General features: G+C 59.7%; 12 protein-coding genes. 11 read left to right on the top strand and 1 reads right to left on the bottom strand.

The genetic code is table 11. The annotated features are described in order from the left end of the window. The first annotated feature begins 156 nt into the window (after positions 1-156). The 8 genes from ACA059_RS15845 (at position 157) to ACA059_RS15810 (ending at position 15,218) form a co-directional block, all read left to right on the top strand. The gene (locus tag ACA059_RS15845; RefSeq protein WP_497630015.1) at positions 157-1,614 is read left to right on the top strand and encodes a serralysin family metalloprotease; all 1,458 of its coding nucleotides are present in this window, start codon (positions 157-159) and stop codon (positions 1,612-1,614) included. A gap of 67 nt (positions 1,615-1,681) precedes the next feature. Then, the gene (locus ACA059_RS15840) at positions 1,682-2,107 is read left to right on the top strand and encodes an AprI/Inh family metalloprotease inhibitor (protein ID WP_497630014.1); all 426 of its coding nucleotides are present in this window, start codon (positions 1,682-1,684) and stop codon (positions 2,105-2,107) included. Between the two features lie 187 nt (positions 2,108-2,294). Next, entirely contained in the window at positions 2,295-4,070 is a 1,776-nt protein-coding gene (locus ACA059_RS15835) for a type I secretion system permease/ATPase (RefSeq protein WP_497630013.1), read from the top strand. Next, on the top strand, positions 4,067-5,401 hold the full coding sequence (locus tag ACA059_RS15830) for an HlyD family type I secretion periplasmic adaptor subunit (protein WP_497630012.1): 1,335 nt from the start codon (positions 4,067-4,069) through the stop codon (positions 5,399-5,401). The genes ACA059_RS15835 and ACA059_RS15830 overlap by 4 nt, the downstream gene beginning before the upstream one ends. A gap of 2 nt (positions 5,402-5,403) precedes the next feature. Continuing rightward, the gene (locus ACA059_RS15825; RefSeq protein WP_497630011.1) at positions 5,404-6,777 is read left to right on the top strand and encodes a TolC family outer membrane protein; all 1,374 of its coding nucleotides are present in this window, start codon (positions 5,404-5,406) and stop codon (positions 6,775-6,777) included. A 142-nt stretch (positions 6,778-6,919) separates the two neighbouring features. After that, complete coding sequence (gene eprS / locus ACA059_RS15820) at positions 6,920-9,877, top strand: autotransporter serine peptidase EprS (protein ID WP_497634687.1); 2,958 nt, start codon at positions 6,920-6,922, stop codon at positions 9,875-9,877. A gap of 258 nt (positions 9,878-10,135) precedes the next feature. After that, a complete protein-coding gene (locus ACA059_RS15815; RefSeq protein ID WP_497630010.1) occupies positions 10,136-13,180 on the top strand; it encodes an autotransporter domain-containing protein in 3,045 nt (1,014 codons plus the stop codon). Between the two features lie 184 nt (positions 13,181-13,364). After that, positions 13,365-15,218, top strand: a complete 1,854-nt coding sequence (locus ACA059_RS15810; protein ID WP_497630009.1) for a polyurethane esterase — start codon at positions 13,365-13,367, stop codon at positions 15,216-15,218. A gap of 100 nt (positions 15,219-15,318) precedes the next feature. Here the strand turns inward: ACA059_RS15810 and ACA059_RS15805 are convergent, their stop codons facing one another. Continuing rightward, complete coding sequence (locus ACA059_RS15805) at positions 15,319-15,543, bottom strand: YgdI/YgdR family lipoprotein (RefSeq protein ID WP_046055248.1); 225 nt, start codon at positions 15,541-15,543, stop codon at positions 15,319-15,321. Positions 15,544-15,750: 207 nt separating this feature from the next. Here ACA059_RS15805 and ACA059_RS15800 point away from each other — a divergent pair, with 207 nt between their 5' ends. The 3 genes from ACA059_RS15800 to ACA059_RS15790 all read left to right on the top strand — a co-directional run bounded on the left by ACA059_RS15800 (position 15,751) and on the right by ACA059_RS15790 (position 20,730). Continuing rightward, complete coding sequence (locus ACA059_RS15800; RefSeq protein WP_497634686.1) at positions 15,751-17,418, top strand: VRR-NUC domain-containing protein; 1,668 nt, start codon at positions 15,751-15,753, stop codon at positions 17,416-17,418. Beyond that, positions 17,415-19,694: an ATP-dependent DNA helicase gene (locus ACA059_RS15795; RefSeq protein WP_497630008.1), complete on the top strand. Its 2,280-nt coding sequence runs from the start codon at positions 17,415-17,417 to the stop codon at positions 19,692-19,694. Before ACA059_RS15800 ends, ACA059_RS15795 begins: the two co-directional genes overlap by 4 nt. 127 nt (positions 19,695-19,821) lie before the next feature. After that, the gene (locus ACA059_RS15790; protein ID WP_497630007.1) at positions 19,822-20,730 is read left to right on the top strand and encodes a zeta toxin family protein; all 909 of its coding nucleotides are present in this window, start codon (positions 19,822-19,824) and stop codon (positions 20,728-20,730) included. Positions 20,731-20,784 lie beyond the last annotated feature (54 nt).

The raw sequence follows: 20,784 nt of genomic DNA, 5'->3' as shown, positions 1-20,784 counted from the left end.
GAACAACTCAATTTGACGTCAAAAAAAATGTAGACGTTTGATTTCGAATTGTGTCAGTTTTCTTTCGCCTTCATTGGGCGAGTGATAGGACGATCTCGCCAGAGATTGTCGCTGTCTGACAAAAACTGTTCCATAGCTAAACAAGGAAGTGTGTTTATGTCGAAAGTAAAAGACAACGCTATTGATACCGCCGAACAGGCGTTCCAGCCACTGCAAGCATTGGCTGCATCCAGTTCTGCGTTCAACCAGATCAATAGCTTCAGCCATCAGTATGATCGGGGCGGTAACCTCACGGTCAATGGCAAACCCTCCTTCTCCGTCGACCAGGCAGCGACCCAATTGCTGCGCGATGGCGCTGCCTACCAGGACAAGGACGGCAGCGGCAAAATCGAACTCACCTACACGTTCCTGACCTCGGCGTCGTCGAGCACCATGAACAAACATGGGATCACCGGGTTCAGCCAGTTCAGCGCTCAGCAGAAAGGCCAGGCCGTGCTGGCCATGCAATCCTGGGCCGACGTGGCCAATGTCACCTTCACTGACAAGACTACGGGCGGCGACGGTCACATGACCTTCGGCAACTACAGTGGCGGCCAGGATGGTGCGGCGGCTTTTGCCTATCTGCCTGGCACGGGCGCGGGTTACGACGGTACTTCCTGGTACCTGACCAACAGCAGCTACACGCCAAACAAGACGCCGGACCTGAATAATTATGGCCGGCAAACCCTTACCCACGAAATCGGTCACACCCTGGGCCTGGCCCACCCTGGCGACTACAACGCCGGCGAGGGCGCTCCGACCTACAACGACGCGTCCTACGGGCAAGACACCCGCGGCTACAGCGTCATGAGCTACTGGAGTGAAAGCAATACCAGCCAGAACTTCAGCAAGGGCGGCGTCGAAGCCTATTCGTCCGGTCCGCTGATGGACGATATCGCGGCCATCCAAAAGCTCTACGGCGCCAACACCAGCACCCGTACCGGCGACACCACTTACGGCTTCAACTCCAACGCCGGGCGCGACTTCCTGAGCGCGACTTCGTCGTCGGACAAGGTTGTGTTTTCGGTTTGGGATGCGGGCGGCAAGGACACACTGGACTTCTCCGGTTTTACCCAAAACCAGAAGATCAACCTCAATGAGGCCTCGTTCTCCGACGTTGGCGGCCTGGTGGGTAACGTGTCCATCGCCAAGGGCGTCACCGTCGAGAACGCTATCGGCGGTTCGGGCAGCGACCTGCTGATCGGCAACAGCGTGTCCAACGAACTGAAGGGCGGTGCCGGCAACGACATCCTTTTCGGCGCGGGCGGCGCGGACAAACTGTGGGGTGGAGCCGGTTCGGATACCTTCGTGTTCGCCGCCAGCAGCGATTCCAAACCCGGTGCAATCGACCAGATCCTCGATTTTGTCAGCGGTCTGGACAAGATCGACCTGACCGGTATCACCAACGGCGCGGGCCTGCATTTCGTGAACTCGTTCACCGGTGCGGCAGGCGATGCTGTGCTGACCTCTTCGGGCGGCAACAGTCTGTTGTCGGTGGACTTCTCCGGGCATGGCGTGGCTGATTTCCTGGTCAGCACCGTGGGCCAGGCGGCTGTCTCCGACATCGCTGCGTAATGTGAGGTGAAAAGGAGGGCGGCGCAGACGCGCTGCTCTCTGCCCCTTGAAATGAGTAAAGCGCCTTATGATCCATAACGGCTTCACTTACAGAGCAACCGCGTGGCTATTGGCGACGTTCATGATGTTTTTTGGAGATTTAGCCATGGCGAGCAGCCTGAAATTAGCAGACCCCTCGGAACTGGCCGGAAAATGGCAGGCGACCCTGATCGCCAAAGATGACTCACCAGAGTCCCAGGCGTTGCAGGACAAACCGTCCAACGTCTGCGTCATCGACTTTCAACCGAAACAGACGCTGGGTGAGGGCGCTGATTGTCTCAGCGCCTGGCTGGACGGCGAATCTGCGATCGGCTGGTTCCCTGAGCCGGATGGCCTGGCGATCACCGGCAAAGAAGGTTCGAAGATTCTATTTCTCAGCCGCCAACGCGACGGATCGCATAAAGCCACATTGAAATCCGATCTGGTCATAACACTTGTGCGCCAGGTGCAATAACACGACTCGAATATAACGTTGGTCATTACCGGCATAAGCACAGCACAACTAATCGAAGCGCTCTGTCGCCCACGAAAAGTTGTTATTAGTTTGTAAGTGCTACCACAAAGCCTATATCCGCCCCTGCGCGGACAGTTAATGGAAACTTCGCCCGCTAAGGCGAGGAATAACACCTCAGGAATAACCCATGAAGATGGCAAAGAGCCCGGCCACCGCACCATTATTCAAAGCGCTGGGCGACTACAAGAGCATCCTGATCAGCGTCGGTTGTTTTACCGCGTTAATTAACGTGCTGATGCTGGTCCCGTCGATTTACATGCTTCAGGTCTACGATCGCGTGCTGTCTTCGCAAAACGAAACCACCCTGGCGATGCTGTCGTTGATGGTGGTCGGGTTCTTTGCCTTCATCGGTTTGCTTGAGATCGTGCGTAGCTTCATCGTTATCCGCATCGGCAGCCAACTGGAGCGCCGCTTCAACCTGCGGGTTTATCAGGCCGCATTCGAGCGCAACCTGTTTCGGGGCGAGGGCAACGCCGGGCAAGCCTTGGGGGACCTGACGCAAATTCGCCAATTCGTCACCGGTCCTGCGCTGTTTGCCTTCTTCGATGCGCCGTGGTTTCCGGTCTATCTGTTCGTGATCTACCTGTTCAATGTCTGGCTCGGCGTGTTTGCGACGGTGGGCACGGTGCTGTTGATCGGCCTTGCTTGCCTCAACGAGACAATGACCAAAAAGCCCCTGGGCGAAGCCGCAGGGTTTTCCCAGAAATCCAGCCAACTGGCCACCAGTCACCTGCACAATGCCGAAACCATTCAGGCCATGGGCATGCTCGGCGCATTGCGTAAACGCTGGTTCCAGGTGCACTCGCGTTTTCTCGGTCTGCAAAATCAGGCCAGCGACACCGGTGCCGTCATCAGCTCCCTGAGCAAAACCCTGCGTCTGTGCCTGCAATCGTTGGTGTTGGGTCTGGGTGCATTGCTGGTGATCAAGGGTGATATGACGGCCGGGATGATGATCGCCGGTTCCATTCTGATGGGGCGCGTCCTGAGCCCCATCGATCAGTTGATCGCCGTATGGAAACAGTGGAGCGGCGCCAAGCTCGCTTACCGTCGTCTTGATTCGTTGCTGCAAGCCTTTCCACCGAGTGACGAGGCCATGGCGCTGCCGGCGCCGAAAGGCCAGATCGCGTTCGAGCAGGTCAGCGCCGCGCCGCCGGGGCAACGGGCCGCCACGCTGCATTTAATCAATTTCAGCCTCGGCGCGGGAGAAGTGCTGGGGGTGCTCGGCGCATCCGGTTCCGGCAAATCGACCCTGGCCCGGGTGCTGGTCGGCGTCTGGCCGACGCTGGGCGGTACGGTGCGGCTCGACGGCGCGGACATTCATCGCTGGAACCGCGACGATCTCGGTCCCTACATCGGTTATCTGCCGCAAGACATCGAGCTGTTCAGCGGCAGCATCGCCGAAAACATCGCCCGGTTCAGCGAGGCGGACCCGCAAAAAGTCGTTGAAGCCGCGCAACAGGCCGGTGTTCACGAACTGATTCTGCGCATGCCGCAAGGCTACGACACCGTGCTCGGCGAGGACGGCAGCGGCTTGTCTGGGGGGCAGAAGCAGCGCGTGGCCCTGGCGCGCGCGTTGTATGGCAACCCGCGCCTGGTGGTGCTGGATGAACCGAATTCCAACCTCGACACCGTGGGCGAAGCGGCACTGGCCAGCGCGATTGTGCAAATGAAAGCCCAAGGCACCAGCGTGATTCTGGTCACCCACCGTTCCTCGGCGCTGGCCCAGGCCGACAAGTTGCTGGTGCTCAACGAAGGACGCTTGCAAGCCTTCGGTGCCAGCCAGGATGTACTCAAGGCACTCGCAGCCAATCAGGAACAGCAGCGGGAGAAAACCGCGCAAGCACCGGGCGGGCTCAGCATGAGCCGGCAGTATCAGCCCTCGACAAGGAATTCGGGTGTATGAGCAACATCAGCGAAGCCACCATGGAACACGACTACATCGCAGAACGCCCTGAGCGCGACGCGCGTTTCTTCGTCCGCATGGGCTGGGTTCTGGCGATCGTCGGCGCCGGCAGTTTCTTCACCTGGGCCAGTCTCGCGCCTCTTGACCAAGGCATTCCCGTGCAAGGCACGGTTGTGGTGTCGGGCAAGCGCAAAGCCGTGCAATCGATGAGCAGTGGGGTGGTCAGCCAGATTCTGGTGCGCGAGGGTCAAGTGGTGAAGCAGGGCCAGCCATTGTTCCAGCTCGACCAGACGCAAGTCGCCGCTGACGTGCAATCGCTGCAAGCGCAATACCGCATGGCCTGGGCCAGTCTGGCGCGGTGGCAGAGTGAACGGGACAACCTCAAACAGGTGAGTTTCCCCGCTGAACTGAGCAACAATCCTGACCCGCGTCTGGCCTTGGTGCTGGAAGGTCAACGGCAGTTGTTCAGCAGCCGCCGTGAAGCGTTTTCCCGCGAACAGGCTGCCTTGCGCGCCAGCATCGAAGGCGCCAGCGCGCAACTGGCCGGCATGCGCCGCGCCCGCACGGACTTGACTGCCCAGGCCAGCTCTCTGCAACAACAGCTGAGCAACCTTCAGCCCTTGGCGGATAACGGCTACATCCCGCGCAATCGGTTGATGGAGTACCAGCGTCAGCTGTCGCAGGTTCAGCAACAACTGGCAGAAAACACCGGCGACAGCGGCCGTGTGGAGCAGGGCATCCTCGAATCGCGGCTGAAACTGCAACAGCACATCGAGGAATACCAGAAAGAAGTCCGTACCCAGCTTGCCGATGCGCAATTGAAAAGCGTGACGCTGGAAGAGCAACTGACCTCCGCCGGGTTCGATTTGCAACACAGCGAGATCATCGCCACGGCCGATGGCATTGCGGTCAACCTCGGGGTTCACACCGTGGGCGCGGTGGTGCGTCAGGGCGAAACCCTGCTGGAGATCGTGCCTCAGGGGACGAGTCTGGAGGTGGAAGGGCACCTGCCGGTCAACCTGGTCGACAAGGTCGGCACGCACTTGCCGGTGGACATCTTGTTCACGGCATTCAACCAGAGCCGCACGCCGCGCGTGCCCGGCGAAGTCAGCCTGATCTCCGCCGACCAGATGATCGACGAGAAAACCGGTGCGCCCTATTACGTACTGCGCAGCAGCGTCAGCGATCAGGCCATGGAAAAACTCAACGGCCTGGTGATCAAGCCTGGCATGCCGGCGGAAATGTTCGTGCGCACTGGTGAACGTTCACTCCTCAACTATTTGTTCAAACCGCTGCTCGACCGGGCAGGTTCCGCGTTGACTGAGGAATAAGGATGTTCCGCTGTATGAATAAGCTTTCCATGCTCGCAGCGACCCTGGCGTTGCTGACCTGCAACAGTGTGCTGGCGATGGGACCGTTCGACATCTACGAACAAGCATTGCGCAATGATCCGGTGTTTCTCGGCGCCATCAAGGAACGCGATGCCGGCCTTGAAAACCGCGTCATTGGCCGCGCCGGGCTGTTGCCCAGGATTGGTTACAACTACAACAAGGGGCGCAACTCCTCCAAGGCCACCGCCCTCAATGAGCGGGGACAAAACCGCACCGATGACCGCAACTACAGCAACTACAGCAGCTACGGCTCGACCCTGACCCTGCAACAACCGCTGCTCGACTACGAGGCTTACGCGTCGTACCGCAAAGGCGTGGCGCAATCGCTGTTTGCCGACGAAGCCTTTCGCGGCAAGAGCCAGGAATTGCTCGTTCGGGTGCTGGAGAATTACACCCAGGCGCTGTTCGCTCAGGATCAGATCGACATCGCGCAAGCCAAGAAAAAGGCTTTCGAGCAACAGTTCCAGCAGAACGAACACATGTTCCGTCAGGGCGAGGGCACGCGTACCGACATCCTTGAGGCCGAGTCCCGCTATGAACTGGCCACGGCCGAGGAAATCGAAGCCCGTGATGAGCAGGACGCGTCGTTACGAGAGCTGGGCGCGCTGATTGGCGTGCCGGCGATCAACATCGGGGATTTGGCGCCGCTGGATCAGAGTTTCCAGACGTTCACCCTGCAGCCGGCCAACTTCGATACCTGGCACGAGATGGCCGTGGCCAACAACCCGAATCTGGCTTCGCAGCGCCATGCCGTGGAAGTCGCGCGTTATGAAGTCGAACGCAACCGCGCCGGACACCTGCCTAAAGTCAGTGCCTACGCCTCGGTGCGCCAGAACGAGTCGGAAAGCGGCAACACCTACAACCAGCGTTACGACACCAACACCATCGGGATTGAAGTCAACGTGCCGCTGTATGCGGGCGGCGGGGTATCCGCATCGACTCGCCAGGCCAGTCGCACCATGGAGCAGGCCGAGTACGAACTGGACGGCAAGACCCGGGAAACGTTGATTGAACTGCGTCGCCAGTTCAGCGCCTGCCTGTCGGGCGTGAACAAGTTGCGGGCTTATCAGAAAGCCCTGAAGTCTGCCGAAGCGCTGGTGGTTTCGACCAAGCAAAGCATTTTGGGCGGTGAGCGCGTCAACCTCGACGCATTGAACGCAGAACAACAACTATTTACCACCCGCCGCGATCTGGCACAGGCACGCTACGACTACTTGATGGCCTGGACCAAGTTGCATTACTACGCCGGGACGTTGAATGAGCAGGATTTGGCCAAGGTGGACGAGGCGTTCGGCCAAGGCCCAAGAACGCAATAGATGCCCCCCCCCTGTAGGAGCTGTCGAGTGAAACGAGGCTGCGATCTTTTGATCTTCAACGCTCTCAAGAACGCAAAAAGATCGCAGCCTCGTTTCACTCGACAGCTCCTACAAAAAACAAAAAAAGCGAGAAGTCATGAACATGGACGTACAGATCAAGCCGATGTCGGTCGGCACGCTATTACTCCTGGTGTCAGCAATGCCCGGCTCGGTGCAAGCCGCTTACCTGGAAACCGGCGTGCCCGGTGATGCCGCCAGTTGGCGCTCGGCGGAGTTCCAGCGCGACTGGGGACTTGCCCGTATGCAAGCCGATCAAGCCTATGCCGCCGGCATCACTGGCAAAGGCGTGAAAATCGGCGAGCTCGATTCAGGCTTCGATGCTGCCCATCCCGAATTCGCTACCGACCGTTACCACGCGGTGACAGCCAGCGGCAGTTACGTCGATGGTTCGTCGTTCAATGTCGACGGCACACTCAACGCCAACAACGACTCCCATGGCACGCACGTCGCCGGCACCATCGGCGCTTCCCGCGATGGCTCGGGTATGCACGGCGTGGCCTACAACGCGCAGGTCTACGTCGGCAACACCAACAAGAACGACAGCTTCCTGTTCGGCCCCAATCCTGATCCACGCTACTTCAAAGCGGTCTATAACGCGTTGGCGGATGCCGGTGTGCGAGCGATCAACAACAGCTGGGGCAGTCAGCCACCGGACGTCAGCTATCGGACCCTCGACGATCTGCATGCGGCCTACGCCCAGCACTGGAACAAAGGCACCTGGCTCGATGAGGCCGCAGACGTTTCCCGGCGCGGCGTGATCAACGTGTTCAGCGCCGGTAACAGCGGTTACCCCAACGCCAGCGTGCGTTCTGCCTTGCCGTATTTTGAGCCGGACCTGGAAGGCCACTGGCTGGCAGTGTCGGGGCTGGATCAAGGCAACCAACAGAAATACAACCAGTGCGGGATCGCCAAGTATTGGTGCATCACCACCCCCGGCGCGAAGATCGACAGCACCATTCCCGGCGCAGGCTATGCGATCAAGTCCGGCACCTCCATGTCCGCGCCGCATGCCACCGGTGCCTTGGCGCTGGTGATGGAACGCTATCCGTACATGAACAACCAGCAGGCGCTGGAAACCCTGCTGACCACGGCCACCCAACTCGACGGTTCGATCACCGAGGCGCCGAACACCCGCGTCGGCTGGGGCGTCGCCAACCTCGAACGGGCGATGCGCGGGCCGGGGCAATTACTCGGACGTTTCGACGCCAATCTGGGGGCAGGGCAGAGCGATGTCTGGAGCAACAACATCACCGACAAGGCGCTGATTCAGCGTCAGAGCGAAGACGCAGCGGAACACAGTGCCTGGCAACAGACACTGAGGACCAAAGGTTGGGAGAACGGTGTACCGGTCGGTGCCAGCCAGCAGGATCAGACCGACTATGCGGTGGGCATGGCACGCGATCTCGCCGCCGCCACTCGAGTCTACGAAGGCAGCCTGATCAAGTCCGGTGCCGGACGCCTGATGCTGACCGGCGACAATACCTGGCGCGGGCCGACCACGGTGAATGGCGGTCTGCTGTCGATCAACGGTTCGCTGGCATCGCAAGTAACCGTCAATGACAGCGGCACGCTGGGTGGGTCGGGACGCGTCGGCGCACTGATCGCCAACCGCGGCGCTACGGTTGCGCCCGGCAATTCCATTGGCACCTTGCAGGTCAGCGGCGACGTCACGTTTGCGCCGGGTTCGACCTACGCGGTGGAGCTGTCGCCGACCGAGAGTGACCGGATCGTCGCGGGCGGCACGGCCACGGTCAGTGGCGCGACCGTCAGCCTGTCACTGGAAAACAGCCCGACCTTGCTCAGCACTCAACAAGTGCAAAGCCTGCTCGGTCATCAGTACAACATCCTGCAAGCGGCCGGCGGCGTTCAAGGTCAGTTCGGCGCGGTGCTGCCCAACTACCTGTTTATCGGTGGCAGCCTAGATTACTCCGCCACCGGTATTCAATTGAGTGTCGAGCGCAACGACACAACCTTCGCCAGCGTCGGCCAAACGCCGAACCAGCGCGCCGTAGCCTTCGCCGTGGAAGGGCTAGGGGCGGGCAATCCGGTTTACGAAAGCCTGCTGCTGTCGCCCACCGCGACGTCCGCCCAACAGGCGTTTCAGCAGTTGTCCGGGGAAATCTATCCGGCGTTGGGTTCGGTACTGATCAACGACAGCCGCTACCTGCGTGATGCAGTTGGCGAGCGACTGGTTGACGCCCAAGGCACTCAAAGCAATGGCTGGATCAAGGCGCTGGGCGCTTGGGGCAAGACCGATGAGCGCCATGACACCGCCGGTTACACCACCTCGATTGGCGGCTTGCTCGCCGGTGTCGACGGGGCGCTGGATGAGCAAACCCGGATCGGTCTGGTCACCGGCTATAGCGACAGCTCGGTGAACATGGGCTCCGGCACTCACTCATCGGCCAAGGTCGACAGCTATCACCTGGGTGCTTATGCCGGCCGCGAGTTGGGTGCCTGGCGTCTGAGTGCCGGCGGTGCCTACAGCTGGCATCGGGCCGACGTCAAACGTGACCTGCAATACGGCGACGTCAGCGCCAAACAGAAAGCCAAGGTCGATGCCGGGACCACCCAAGTGTTCGGTGAAGCGGCGTATCGCCTGAACCTGCAGCCTCTGGCGCTCGAACCCTTCGCGAATCTGGCTTACGTGCACCTCGACACCGAAGGTTTCAGCGAGAAAGGTGACGCCGCCGCACTGAAAAGCAATGGCGACACGCGTGACGCGGTGCTCAGCACGTTGGGCGTGCGCGCATTGAAAACCGTGAACCTGTCCGGCCAGCAGAAGTTGGACCTGAGCGGCAGCCTCGGCTGGCAGCACAACCTGAGCCATACCGATTCTGAAGAGCACCTGGCGTTTGCCGGCGGCAGCACAGCATTTTCCGTGGATAGTTCGCCAATGGTGCGTGATGCGGCGCTGGTGGGCGCCCATGCCAGCCTGGCCCTGAGCCGGGACATCCGCTTGAACCTCGATTACACCGGCCAACTGGCCAGCCGCGAGAAAAGCCACGGCGTAGGGCTGAGCCTCAATTGGCAGTTTTAACGCAGAACCCTTGTAGCAGCTGGCGCAGCTGTGGCGAGGGGATTTATCGAAACGTCGCACCGCCCCGTCGGGCTGCGAAGCGGCCCCTGTTTTTCCAGCCACACCGCGTCCAATGAATTACGACGGCTTCGCCGCCGAACGGGATAAATCCCCTCGCAACAGCTGCGTCAGCTGCTACAGGGGGCGTGCTTCACAAATAGAAATGGGTGCTTTTCAAGGCACAGGGATTTTGGCAACACAACTAAGGACGGTAACTGGATGAATAACAAGCACAACAACCTTGCCTTGCTCTGCGCATTGGCCACCCTCGGTACCGCGCAAGCGGCGCCTTACGTGGAAAACGGTAGAGCAGGCGATCCCAACAGTTGGCGCAGCACTGAATTCAATGCCGATTGGGGGCTGGGAGCGGTCAACGCACAAGAAGCCTACGCCGCCGGTTACACCGGCAAAGGCGTGAAGCTGGGGATCTTCGACCAACCGGTCTACGCCGCGCATCCAGAATTCTCCGGCCCGAACAAAGTGATCACCCTGGTCACCAGCGGCATCCGCGAATACACCGACCCGTACATCCCGGTCAAAGCCGGCGATGCGTTTCGCTACGACGGTTCACCCTCGATCGGTTCGGACGGAAAGCTGGGTGCCCACGGCACCCACGTTGGCGGGATCGCTGCCGGCAGTCGCGATGGCGGCCCGATGCATGGCGTGGCGTTTGGCGCGCAGATCATCAGTGCGGACAACGGAGATCCGGGCCCGGAGGACGGCATCATTCGCGGCAACGACGGTGCGGTCTACAAGGCCGGTTGGGATGCCTTGATCGCCAGCGGCGCGCGGATCATCAACAACAGTTGGGGCATCGGCATCACCGATCGCTTCGACCTCGGCGGACGTAACCCCGCCTACCCGCATTTCACCGTGCAAGACGCGCAATTGCAGTTCAACGAGATCCGTCCGTTGCTCGGGACCAAACCGGGCGGAGCCTACGACGGCGCCATCGCGGCGGCCCGCAGCGGTATCGTGACGATCTTCGCGGCCGGCAACGACTACAACCTCAACAACCCGGACGCCATCGCAGGCCTGGGCTATTTCGTCCCGGACATCGCGCCGAACTGGGTGACCGTGGCGGCGTTGCAGAAAAACCCGGACCTCAACAGCCCGGACCTCTACAACATCAGCACCTTCTCATCACGTTGCGGCTACACCGCAAGCTTTTGCGTGTCCGCACCGGGCAGCAAGATCTACAGCTCGATCATCAGCGGTACCAACGCCGACAACCTGACCACCGGCTACGCCAACTACAACGGCACCTCGATGGCGGCGCCGCATGTCGCCGGTTCCATGGCCGTGCTGATGGAACGCTTCCCGTACATGACCGGCGCCCAGGTCGCCAGCGTGTTGCGCACCACGGCCACCGACCTCGGTGCGCCGGGTGTCGATTCGCTGTACGGCTGGGGCATGATCAACCTGCGCAAAGGTATCGATGGCCCGGCGATGTTGGTCACCGAGCAAGACATTCCCGAGGAGTTCCGCATCCAGGGTGCCTACGGTTCGAGTCAGTTTGTGGCGGACTTGCCGGGGATCGGCGCGATCATCGACGCGGGCAAACCGACCGAACGCGTGTGCAATGACGTGCATTGCGGCCTCGACACGTGGCGTAACGACATTTCCGGCCATGGTGGCCTGACCAAGCAGGGCATCGGCACGTTGGTGCTGACCGGCGCCAACACCTACGCTGGCCCGACGCTGGTCAATCAGGGCCGATTGGCAATCAACGGCTCGCTGCTCTCTGCGGTCACCGTCAACGACAACGGGATCCTCGGCGGTAATGGCCGCATCGGCGCATTGACCGCGAAAAGCGGTGGCACCGTAGCGCCAGGCAACTCCATCGGCACCTTGCAAGTGGCGGGCGACGTCACCTTCGAGCCCGGCTCGACCTATGCCGTGGAATTGTCGCCAACCAGCAGCGATCAGATCGTGGCGGGCGGTAGAGCCGTGATCGACGGCGCTACCGTCAGCCTGTCCCTGGAAAACAGCCCGACATTGCTGACCACCAGCGAAGTGAAATCCCTGCTCGGCAATCAATACAACATTCTGCAAGCGGCCGGCGGGATCGAAGGGCGTTTCGGCGCCGTGCTACCGGATTATCTGTTCATCGGAGGCACACTCGGCTACTCGGCCAATGGCATCCAACTGGCGGTAGAGCGCAACGCAGCGTCCTTCGCAAGCGTCGGCCAAACCCCGAATCAACGCGCCGTTGCCGCGGCCGCCGAGCAACTGGGCGCCGGCAATCCGCTCTATGAAACCTTGCTGCTTTCGCCGACCGCCGCCGTCGCGCAACAAGCCTTCCAGCAACTGTCCGGTGAGATTCACCCGGCGATCGGCACGCTGCTGATCAACGACAGCCGTTACCTGCGCGATGCCGTCGGCGAACGCCTGCGCGAGCGTGATCTGTTCAATGCCGCGGCACCCACCGATGACCGTAGCAACGCCTGGGTCAAAGTCCTCGGGGCCTGGGGCAAGAGCGATGGCGGGCATGACAACGCCAGTTCCAACAGCTCCATCGGCGGCTTGCTGGCCGGTGTCGACGGTCTGATCACTGAAGATACGCGGCTGGGTTTCGTGACCGGTTACAGCGACAGTTCGTTGAGCATGGGCGATGGCACGCATTCCTCAGCCTCCGTTGACAGCTACCACTTGGGCGCCTATCTGGGCCATGAAATCGATGCACTGCGTCTGAGTGTCGGTGGCGCTTACAGCTGGCACCGCATCGACGTGAAACGTGATCTGCAATTCGGCGACGTCAGCGGTAAACAGAAATCCAAACGCGATGCGACAACCGCACAACTGTTTACCGAAGCGGCCTATCGCCTGGACCTGCAACCGCTGGCACTGGAACCGTTCGCCAACCTGGCTTACGTGCACCTGAACAGCGACAGCTTCACCGAGAAAGGTGATGCCGCGGCGCTCAAGGGTGGCGAAGACAACCGCGACGCCGTGCTCTCGACCCTCGGCCTGCGGGCGAGCAAAGCGATTGCCCTGTCGGACAAGCAGCTGGAACTGTCCGGCACGCTGGGCTGGCAGCACAACCTGAGCAACACCCGTTCCGAAGATCACCTGGCCTTCGCCAACGGCAACACCGCGTTCAGCGTGCAGAGCGTTTCCCTGGACCGTAACGCCGCCGTCATTGGTGCGCGGGCCGGTTTGGCGGTGGCGCAGGACGTTCGTTTGAGCCTGGATTACAACGGACTGCTTGGCTCCAACGAGAAAGACCACGGTGTGGGTCTGACGCTCGATTGGCAGTTCTGATTTGACGCAAAGGAAGCAAGTCATTGCCGACGCCCGATTGGGCGCCGGACTGGATAACCTGTCGGCTTCAGGCATTACGTTTGCCTAAGGCTGCATGCATTAAATGCTCCGGGGCGCCTCGTGAGTGAGGCGTCCTGGTTGTGAGCTATCTCTGACAATTCCAACAAAAAGAGAGGCAATACCAATGGGTGTGTACGACTACAAAAACTTCGGTACAGCAGATTCCAAAGCGTTATTTACCGACGCGATGGCGATCACGCTGTATTCCTACCACAACCTGGATAACGGCTTTGCCACCGGCTATCAGCACAACGGCTTCGGCCTTGGCTTGCCGGCAACATTGGTGGCCGCACTGATCGGTGGCACCGACTCCCAGGGCGTCATTCCCGGAATCCCATGGAACCCCGATTCGGAAAAAGCCGCACTGGACGCGGTGCAGAAAGCCGGCTGGACGCCGATCACCGCCACGCAACTGGGCTATGACGGCAAGGTCGATGCACGCGGAACGTTCTTCGGCGAAAAGGCCGGGTACACCAGCGCTCAGGTGGAAATCCTCGGCAAGTACGACGCGCAGGGTCATCTCAGCGAAATCGGTATCGCCTTTCGCGGCACCAGCGGCCCACGAGAAAGCCAGATCAACGACTCCATCGGCGATGTGATCAATGATCTGCTGGCGGCGTTGGGGCCAAAGGATTATGCGAAAAACTACGTCGGCGAAGCGTTCGGCGACCTGCTCAACGACTTGGCGGCATTTGCCAGGGCCAATGGCCTGTCGGGCAAGGACGTGCTGGTCAGCGGTCACAGCCTCGGCGGGTTGGCGGTCAATAGCCTGGCGGATTTGAGCAACGACAAGTGGGCCGGGTTCTACCAGGATTCCAACTACATCGCCTACGCCTCGCCGACCCAAAGCAGCACCGACAAAGTGCTGAACGTCGGTTACGAAAACGACCCGGTGTACCGCGCCCTCGACGGTTCATCGTTCAACCTGTCGTCGGTGGGCGTGCACGATGCCGCCAAGGTCTCGGCGACCGATAACATCGTCAGCTTCAATGACCACTACGCTTCGACAGCGTGGAACGTGCTGCCGTTTTCCATCCTCAACATCCCGACCTGGATCTCGCACTTGCCCACCGCCTATGGCGACGGCATGAACCGGGTGATCGAGTCGAAGTTCTACGACCTCACCAGCAAAGACTCGACGATCATCGTTGCCAATCTCTCGGACCCGGCGCGCGCCAACACTTGGGTTCAGGATCTGAATCGCAACGCTGAAACCCACAAGGGCAGCACCTTCATCATCGGCAGTGACGGCAACGATCTGATCCAGGGTGGCCGGGGCAACGACTATCTGGAAGGCCGCGATGGCAGCGATACCTTCCGCGACGGTGGTGGTTACAACATCCTGTTGGGCGGCAAGGGCAACAACGTGCTGGACGTGCAGCAGTCGGTGAAAAATCTCGACTTCGCCAATGACGGCGCCGGCAACCTGTACATCCGCGACGCCAATGGCGGCATCAGCATGACCCGCGACATCGGCAGCATTGTGACCAAGGAGCCGGGGTTTCTGTGGGGGCTGTTCAAGGATGACGTGACCCACAGCGTCACTGCCGATGGCCTCAAAACAGGCAATAACCTGACTCAGTACGCGTCAACGGTAAAGGGCGGCGCCGGTGCCGATACGCTCAAGGCTCACGCTGGCGGCGATTGGTTGTTTGGACTGGACGGCAACGACCATTTGATCGGCAGCAAGGGTAACGACGTGTTTGTCGGCGGGGCGAGCAATGACTTGTTCGAGTCGGGGGGCGGGATCGATACGTTCCTGTTTAGCGGCGCGTTTGGTCAGGACCGGGTGGTTGGCTACCAGGCCAGCGACAAACTGGTGTTTCTCGGGGTTCAGGGCGTGACGCCGAACGACGACTATCGGGCGCATGCCACGGCGGTGGGGCACGACACGGTGCTGACGTTTGGGGGGGATTCGGTGACGTTGGTCGGGGTTGGGCTGGATAGCTTGTCGGGCGGGGGAATCGTAATCGCCTAAGTTTGCTGCCACACCAGCAAAAGATCGCAGGCTGCGCCAGCTCCTACGCCGGTCGTGGGTGTAGGAGCTGGCGCAGCCTGCGATCTTTTGATTTTGCTGTTCAGTCTTCCTGTCGAATCGTGGTCACTTCATCGGCCTTGACCTTCACTTTCGCCCCGGAAATATCTTCGAACTCAAAGAAGCCGTCCTTGGTCTTGGTTTTCGGCATGTCCTTGGTCAAATACTGGGTGCCGTTCTGCAGCGTCACAACCGTTGGCGTCGAGCAACCGGCCAGGGCCAAAAAGGCCGCTACCGCCAGGGGCAAGCCCAGAGTCTTGATATTCATAACCACCTCTCATCCTTCAAAAAAACAGCGCGACTGCCACGAACGAAATCAATCGTCACTGTACCTCTAACGCGGTTGGTGCGATGGATCGGCAGAAAGTTCATAGACACTCGAAAAAATACCGATTAACGCCGCCGCTTATCCTTTTCCGTTTGCACCGGGCAGGGCGTAGCTGGTATCTGTATGCATAACCAGTACTCCCTCGCCATGGCCTTTTTTCCTGTGACTGCAAATCCTCTCGACGATCCGTTCTATTACTTGAACAACTTCATGCAAGTGCTTGATTGGCTTGAGCATCGCTATGCCGATGTGTTGAGTGTCGAAGAGCAACACTTCATCCGCGAGTTCAAGCGGTTGCCCCGTGAATCCAGGGCGCTGCTGGTCAGGATGGTGACGCGCAAGGGGAATCACTTCCGGGCGAGCAAGCTGCATTACGTCGAAATCGGCGACATCGCCATCGCCGCCGGCCCACTGCTGGCGCTGGGCTGGATCGATGAGCAATCGCCGCTGCCGATCGAAGCGCTGTTCGAGGTGTTGCTCAAGGCGGAAATTCTCCAGTGTTTTGGCGCCACCATCGATCAACCCAAGGGAAAAAAGACCGATTGGCTGCCCGCACTGAGCGAACAGTTTCCCCAGGCCAAAAGTTTCGGCCAGTGGTGCCCGTCGCTGGATGACCGATTGTTCAGCCTGACCATCATGGGCCTGTGCGATCGGCTGCGCTTGATGTTTTTCGGCAATCTTTACCAGGATTGGTCCGAGTTCGTGCTGGCTGACCTGGGCATCTTTACCTATGAAAAAGTCGAGTTCTGCGCCGACTCCCGAGGCCTGCGCAGCCGTGACGACGTGGATGCCTGTCTCTTCCTTCATGAGTGTCAGCAGCATTTCGAGGTCGGCGAAGCAGTAGAAGACATTGTCGAGCAGATAAAAGGGCTGGCGCTGAGCAATCCCTGGCTGCAAAGACGTCGGGGCAAACTGTTGTTCCAGATCGGTCAGCACTGCGAGCGCCTGGCGGATTTCTCTACCGCACTGACGATCTACCGCGAGTGTGCGTATCCCGGCGCGCGCCTGCGGTTGATTCGCGTGTTGGAGCGCTGCGGTGAATATCAGCTGGCCATGGACCTGGCCGTCGCGGTGGAGCATTCGCCGGAAAGTGCCGCCGAGCAGCAACAGTTGCTGCGCGTGCTGCCCAGGCTGCGGCGCAAGTTGGGTGGGCCGGTGATAAAGCGCTCGTCCCCACGAGAAATGCTGCGCCTGGACCTGCAACTGCCCAGAACCGACCCGGCGTTGTCGGTGGAGTCTCACGTTCAGGCACATTTGGCGGAAGATTCGGCACCGGTGCATTACGTCGAAAACAGCCTGATCAACTCGTTGTTCGGACTGCTGTGCTGGCCGGCGATTTTCGCGCCGTTGCCGGGGGCGTTTTTCCACCCGTTCCAGCGTGGACCGGTGGATTTGCTCAATGAGGACTTTCACGCGCGCCGTGCGGAGCTGTTCCACAGCTGCCTGGCTGAACTCGATGACGGGCGTTACCGCCAGACGATTCGTGAACGCTATGCCAGCAAGTGGGGCGTGCAGTCGCCCTTCGTGTTCTGGGGTGTGCTGAGCGAAGAATTGCTCGATCAGGCACTCGATTGCCTGCCGGCCGAACACCTCAAGCACTGGTTCAATCGACTGCTGTTGGACATCAAGGCCAATCGCGCCGGCATGCCGGACCTGATCCAGTTTTGGCCGCAGGACAAAACCTACCGGATGATCGAAGTCAAAGGTCCCGGTGATCGCCTGCAAGACAATCAAGTGCGCTGGCTCGAGTTCTGCCATGAGCACCAGATGCCGATTGCCGTCTGCTACGTGCAATGGGCGGAGCAGGGCGCTTGAGTTACAGCATCGCGGTGCGGGCGCTGTGTGAATTCACCGCCAAGGTCGGTGACCTCGACCTGCGTTTTACGCCTTCGCCGACGGCGCTGGAAGGGATTGTCGGGCACCGTACGGTGGCGTCCCGGCGCAGCGAGGGCTACCAGAGTGAAGTCGCGCTTGAAGGTCTGTATCAAACGTTGAAGGTAAAGGGCCGAGCCGACGGCTACGACCCCGGGCAAAATTGCCTGGAAGAAGTCAAAACCTATCGCGGCGACTTGAGCAAACAACCGGCCAACCACCGTCAACTGCACTGGGCGCAGGCGAAGATTTACGGCTGGTTGATGTGCCAGAAACTGCAGCTGGAGCAGATCAATCTGGCCCTGGTGTACTTCGACATCGTCAGCGAAAAGGAAACCTGCCTGGTCGAGGCTTTCAGCGCCGCGCAACTGCGGCTGTTCTTCGAACAACATTGCGCCTTGTTCCTGCAATGGGCCGAACAGGAAATGGCCCACCGCGAAGGGCGTAATCGGGCGGCGCAACAACTGGCGTTTCCCCATGCCGACTTTCGACCGGGGCAACGTCATCTGGCGGAGTCGGTGTTCAAGGCCGTCAGCACCGGTCGTTGCTTGATGGCCCAAGCGCCCACGGGGATCGGCAAGACGGTCGGCACGCTGTTCCCGATGCTCAAGGCCCTGGCGCCGCAGCAACTGGACAAGGTGTTCTTCCTCACGGCGAAGACCCCGGGGCGCAAACTGGCGCTGGACGCCGCACAAGTGATCCTCGACAGCGCCGACGGGCCACCCTTGCGGGTGCTCGAAATGATCGCCCGGGACAAGGCTTGCGAACATCCGGACAAAGCCTGTCACGGCGAATCCTGCCCGCTGGCCCAGGGGTTTTATGATCGTCTGCCCGCCGCTCGGCAGGCGGCCAGCAAATTGTCCCTGCTGAACCAGAACGCTTTGCGCGAGGTTGCCCTGCAACACGACGTCTGTCCCTATTACCTGAGCCAGGAAATGGCCCGCTGGGCAGACGTGGTGGTTGCCGATTACAACTACTATTTCGATTTCAGCGCGCTGCTGTTCGGGCTGGCCCAGGCCAATAACTGGAAAGTCGCGGTGCTGGTGGACGAAGCGCACAACCTGGTGGAGCGTGGCCGGCAGATGTACAGCGCCAGCCTCGACCAAGCGACCCTCAACGGTGTACGAAAAACCGCGCCCGAGGCGTTGAAAAAACCCTTGCAACGGGTCAACCGTGAGTGGAATGCCCTGCATAACCTGCAACTCGGCGCCTATCAGGCCTATGACAAGGCGCCGGAAAAACTGCTCCAGGCGTTGTCATCGTGCAGCGCGAGCATCGGCGACTACCTGAACGACCATCCTCAAGGCCTGGACGGCGCGTTACAGAACTTCTATTTCGACATGCTGCAGTTTTGCCGCGTGGCCGAGCTCTTTGATGAACAGTTCCTGTTCGACATCAGCAAGCGCGACCTCGACCGCCAACGCAACCTGTCGCAGCTGTGCCTGCGCAACGTGGTGCCCGCCGGCTTCATCCGCCCGCGCTTGACGGCTGCACGCAGCACCGTGCTGTTTTCCGCGACCCTGAGCCCTCGCCACTACTATGCCGACCTGCTGGGCACGCCGGCGAACACGGTGTGGATAGACGTTGAATCGCCATTTCACGCCGATCAGCTGCACGTGCACATCGTCAGCCAGATCTCCACGCGATTCGTCCATCGCCAGTCTTCCCTTGCACCGATCGTCGAGCTGATTGCCCGGCAGTTCAGCCAACGTCCCGGCAACTACCTGGCGTTTTTCAGCAGCTTCGATTATTTGCAGCAAGTGGCGCAGTTGCTGGCCGAGAAACATCCACACATCAATCTGTGGTCGCAGTCCCGGGGCATGGGGGAAGGGCAACGTCAGGACTTCCTCGACCAGTTCACCGCCGAGAGTCAGGGCGTCGGTTTCGCGGTGTTGGGCGGGGCTTTTGGCGAAGGCATCGACTTGCCGGGCGCGCGACTGATCGGAGCGTTTATCGCCACCCTCGGACTGGCGCAACTCAACCCGGTCAACGAGCAGTTGAAACGGCGCATGGCGGCGATTTTCGGTGCCGGTTATGACTACACCTACCTGTTTCCCGGTGTGCAGAAAGTGGTGCAGGCGGCGGGGAGGGTGATCCGAACCCAGCAGGATCAAGGGGTGGTGATGTTGATCGATGACCGGTTTGGCGACAGCAAGGTCAAGCAGTTACTGCCGCGCTGGTGGTCGATTGCTCCGAGGCTTTTTCACTCAGTCGAGTAGGATTTTTTACTTTAAAAACATCGACATATATTGAAAGACACGGCCATTTGAACAATCAGCGAATGCCGTCTTTATTCAAAGAACCCGTCATCACTTTCAAGCCAATCTTTGATAAGGAAATCAAGGTATGTCAGTAGCACCGCACTATACGTACACCCCTGAGCACGTCACCGCCGCGTTCGATGAAATAAAAGCAACGCTGTTCAGCGGCATCAAGGCCGAGGCAACCCCAAAAATACTGGTCGTTGCCGGGCTGCAAGGGTCAGGCAAAACCTATCTGCTGGAAAAGAACCTGCTGCCTTCAAAACGCTACGACAATTATGTTCGGCTGTACCTGCCTGACTACCGCAAAAAACACCCTCAATACACGGAGATGATCAAACTCGGCCTCTTGCACGCGTATGAGCATACCGAGGCATTTGTTCGTGAAGTCAGTACGAAGATCTTTACGCAGGCCTTCACCGGTAAATTCAACATCATCATGGAATGTGCTTTCGACAGTATCGATTTCGTTGCTTTTGCGACTTCGGCCGCCGCCGCCGGCTATCAATTCGAGACTCACATCGTGGGTTGCACTCAAGAGTTTGCTCATGTGTCGAGCATTAAACGCGCGCTCAAAAGCCTTGAAGGCCAGGAAATGGAACGGTTTCTCACGGTATCGACGCTGGATGCCAGCATGAGTTATGCGCCTGCGATCATCGTGGCCTTCGAGACGGTTGCAAAAGCGGTCAGCGGCTCGCAAGTCAATGTGTACGAACGCGGGTTCGGCGTGTTGAACGAGCGCACCTTGATTGCCCAAAGTACCTACTCCAAAGGTGCCGACGGTTCCATCACCACAACGACAACCAAGGTGGATTTTGCGTACAGCGTCTATTCCAGCATTATCGACAACCACGTCTTCGCGGCGAGCGATCGCGACGAAGTCGTCAAAGAGTGTCATCTGGCACTGCTCAAGATGGCGACTCATGCTTCGCATGTTCCGAAATTCGTCTACAACGATCTGTACGCCTACATTGTCAAACACGTGAATCGATAACACGTACGAAGAGAGTCGTTTATCTGGCTTTCCAATTTCGTGGTTTGTCGCATA

It is taken from the genome of Pseudomonas sp. LBUM1647, assembly GCF_059716175.1.
This window is presented reverse-complemented; position numbering and strand designations above follow the sequence as displayed.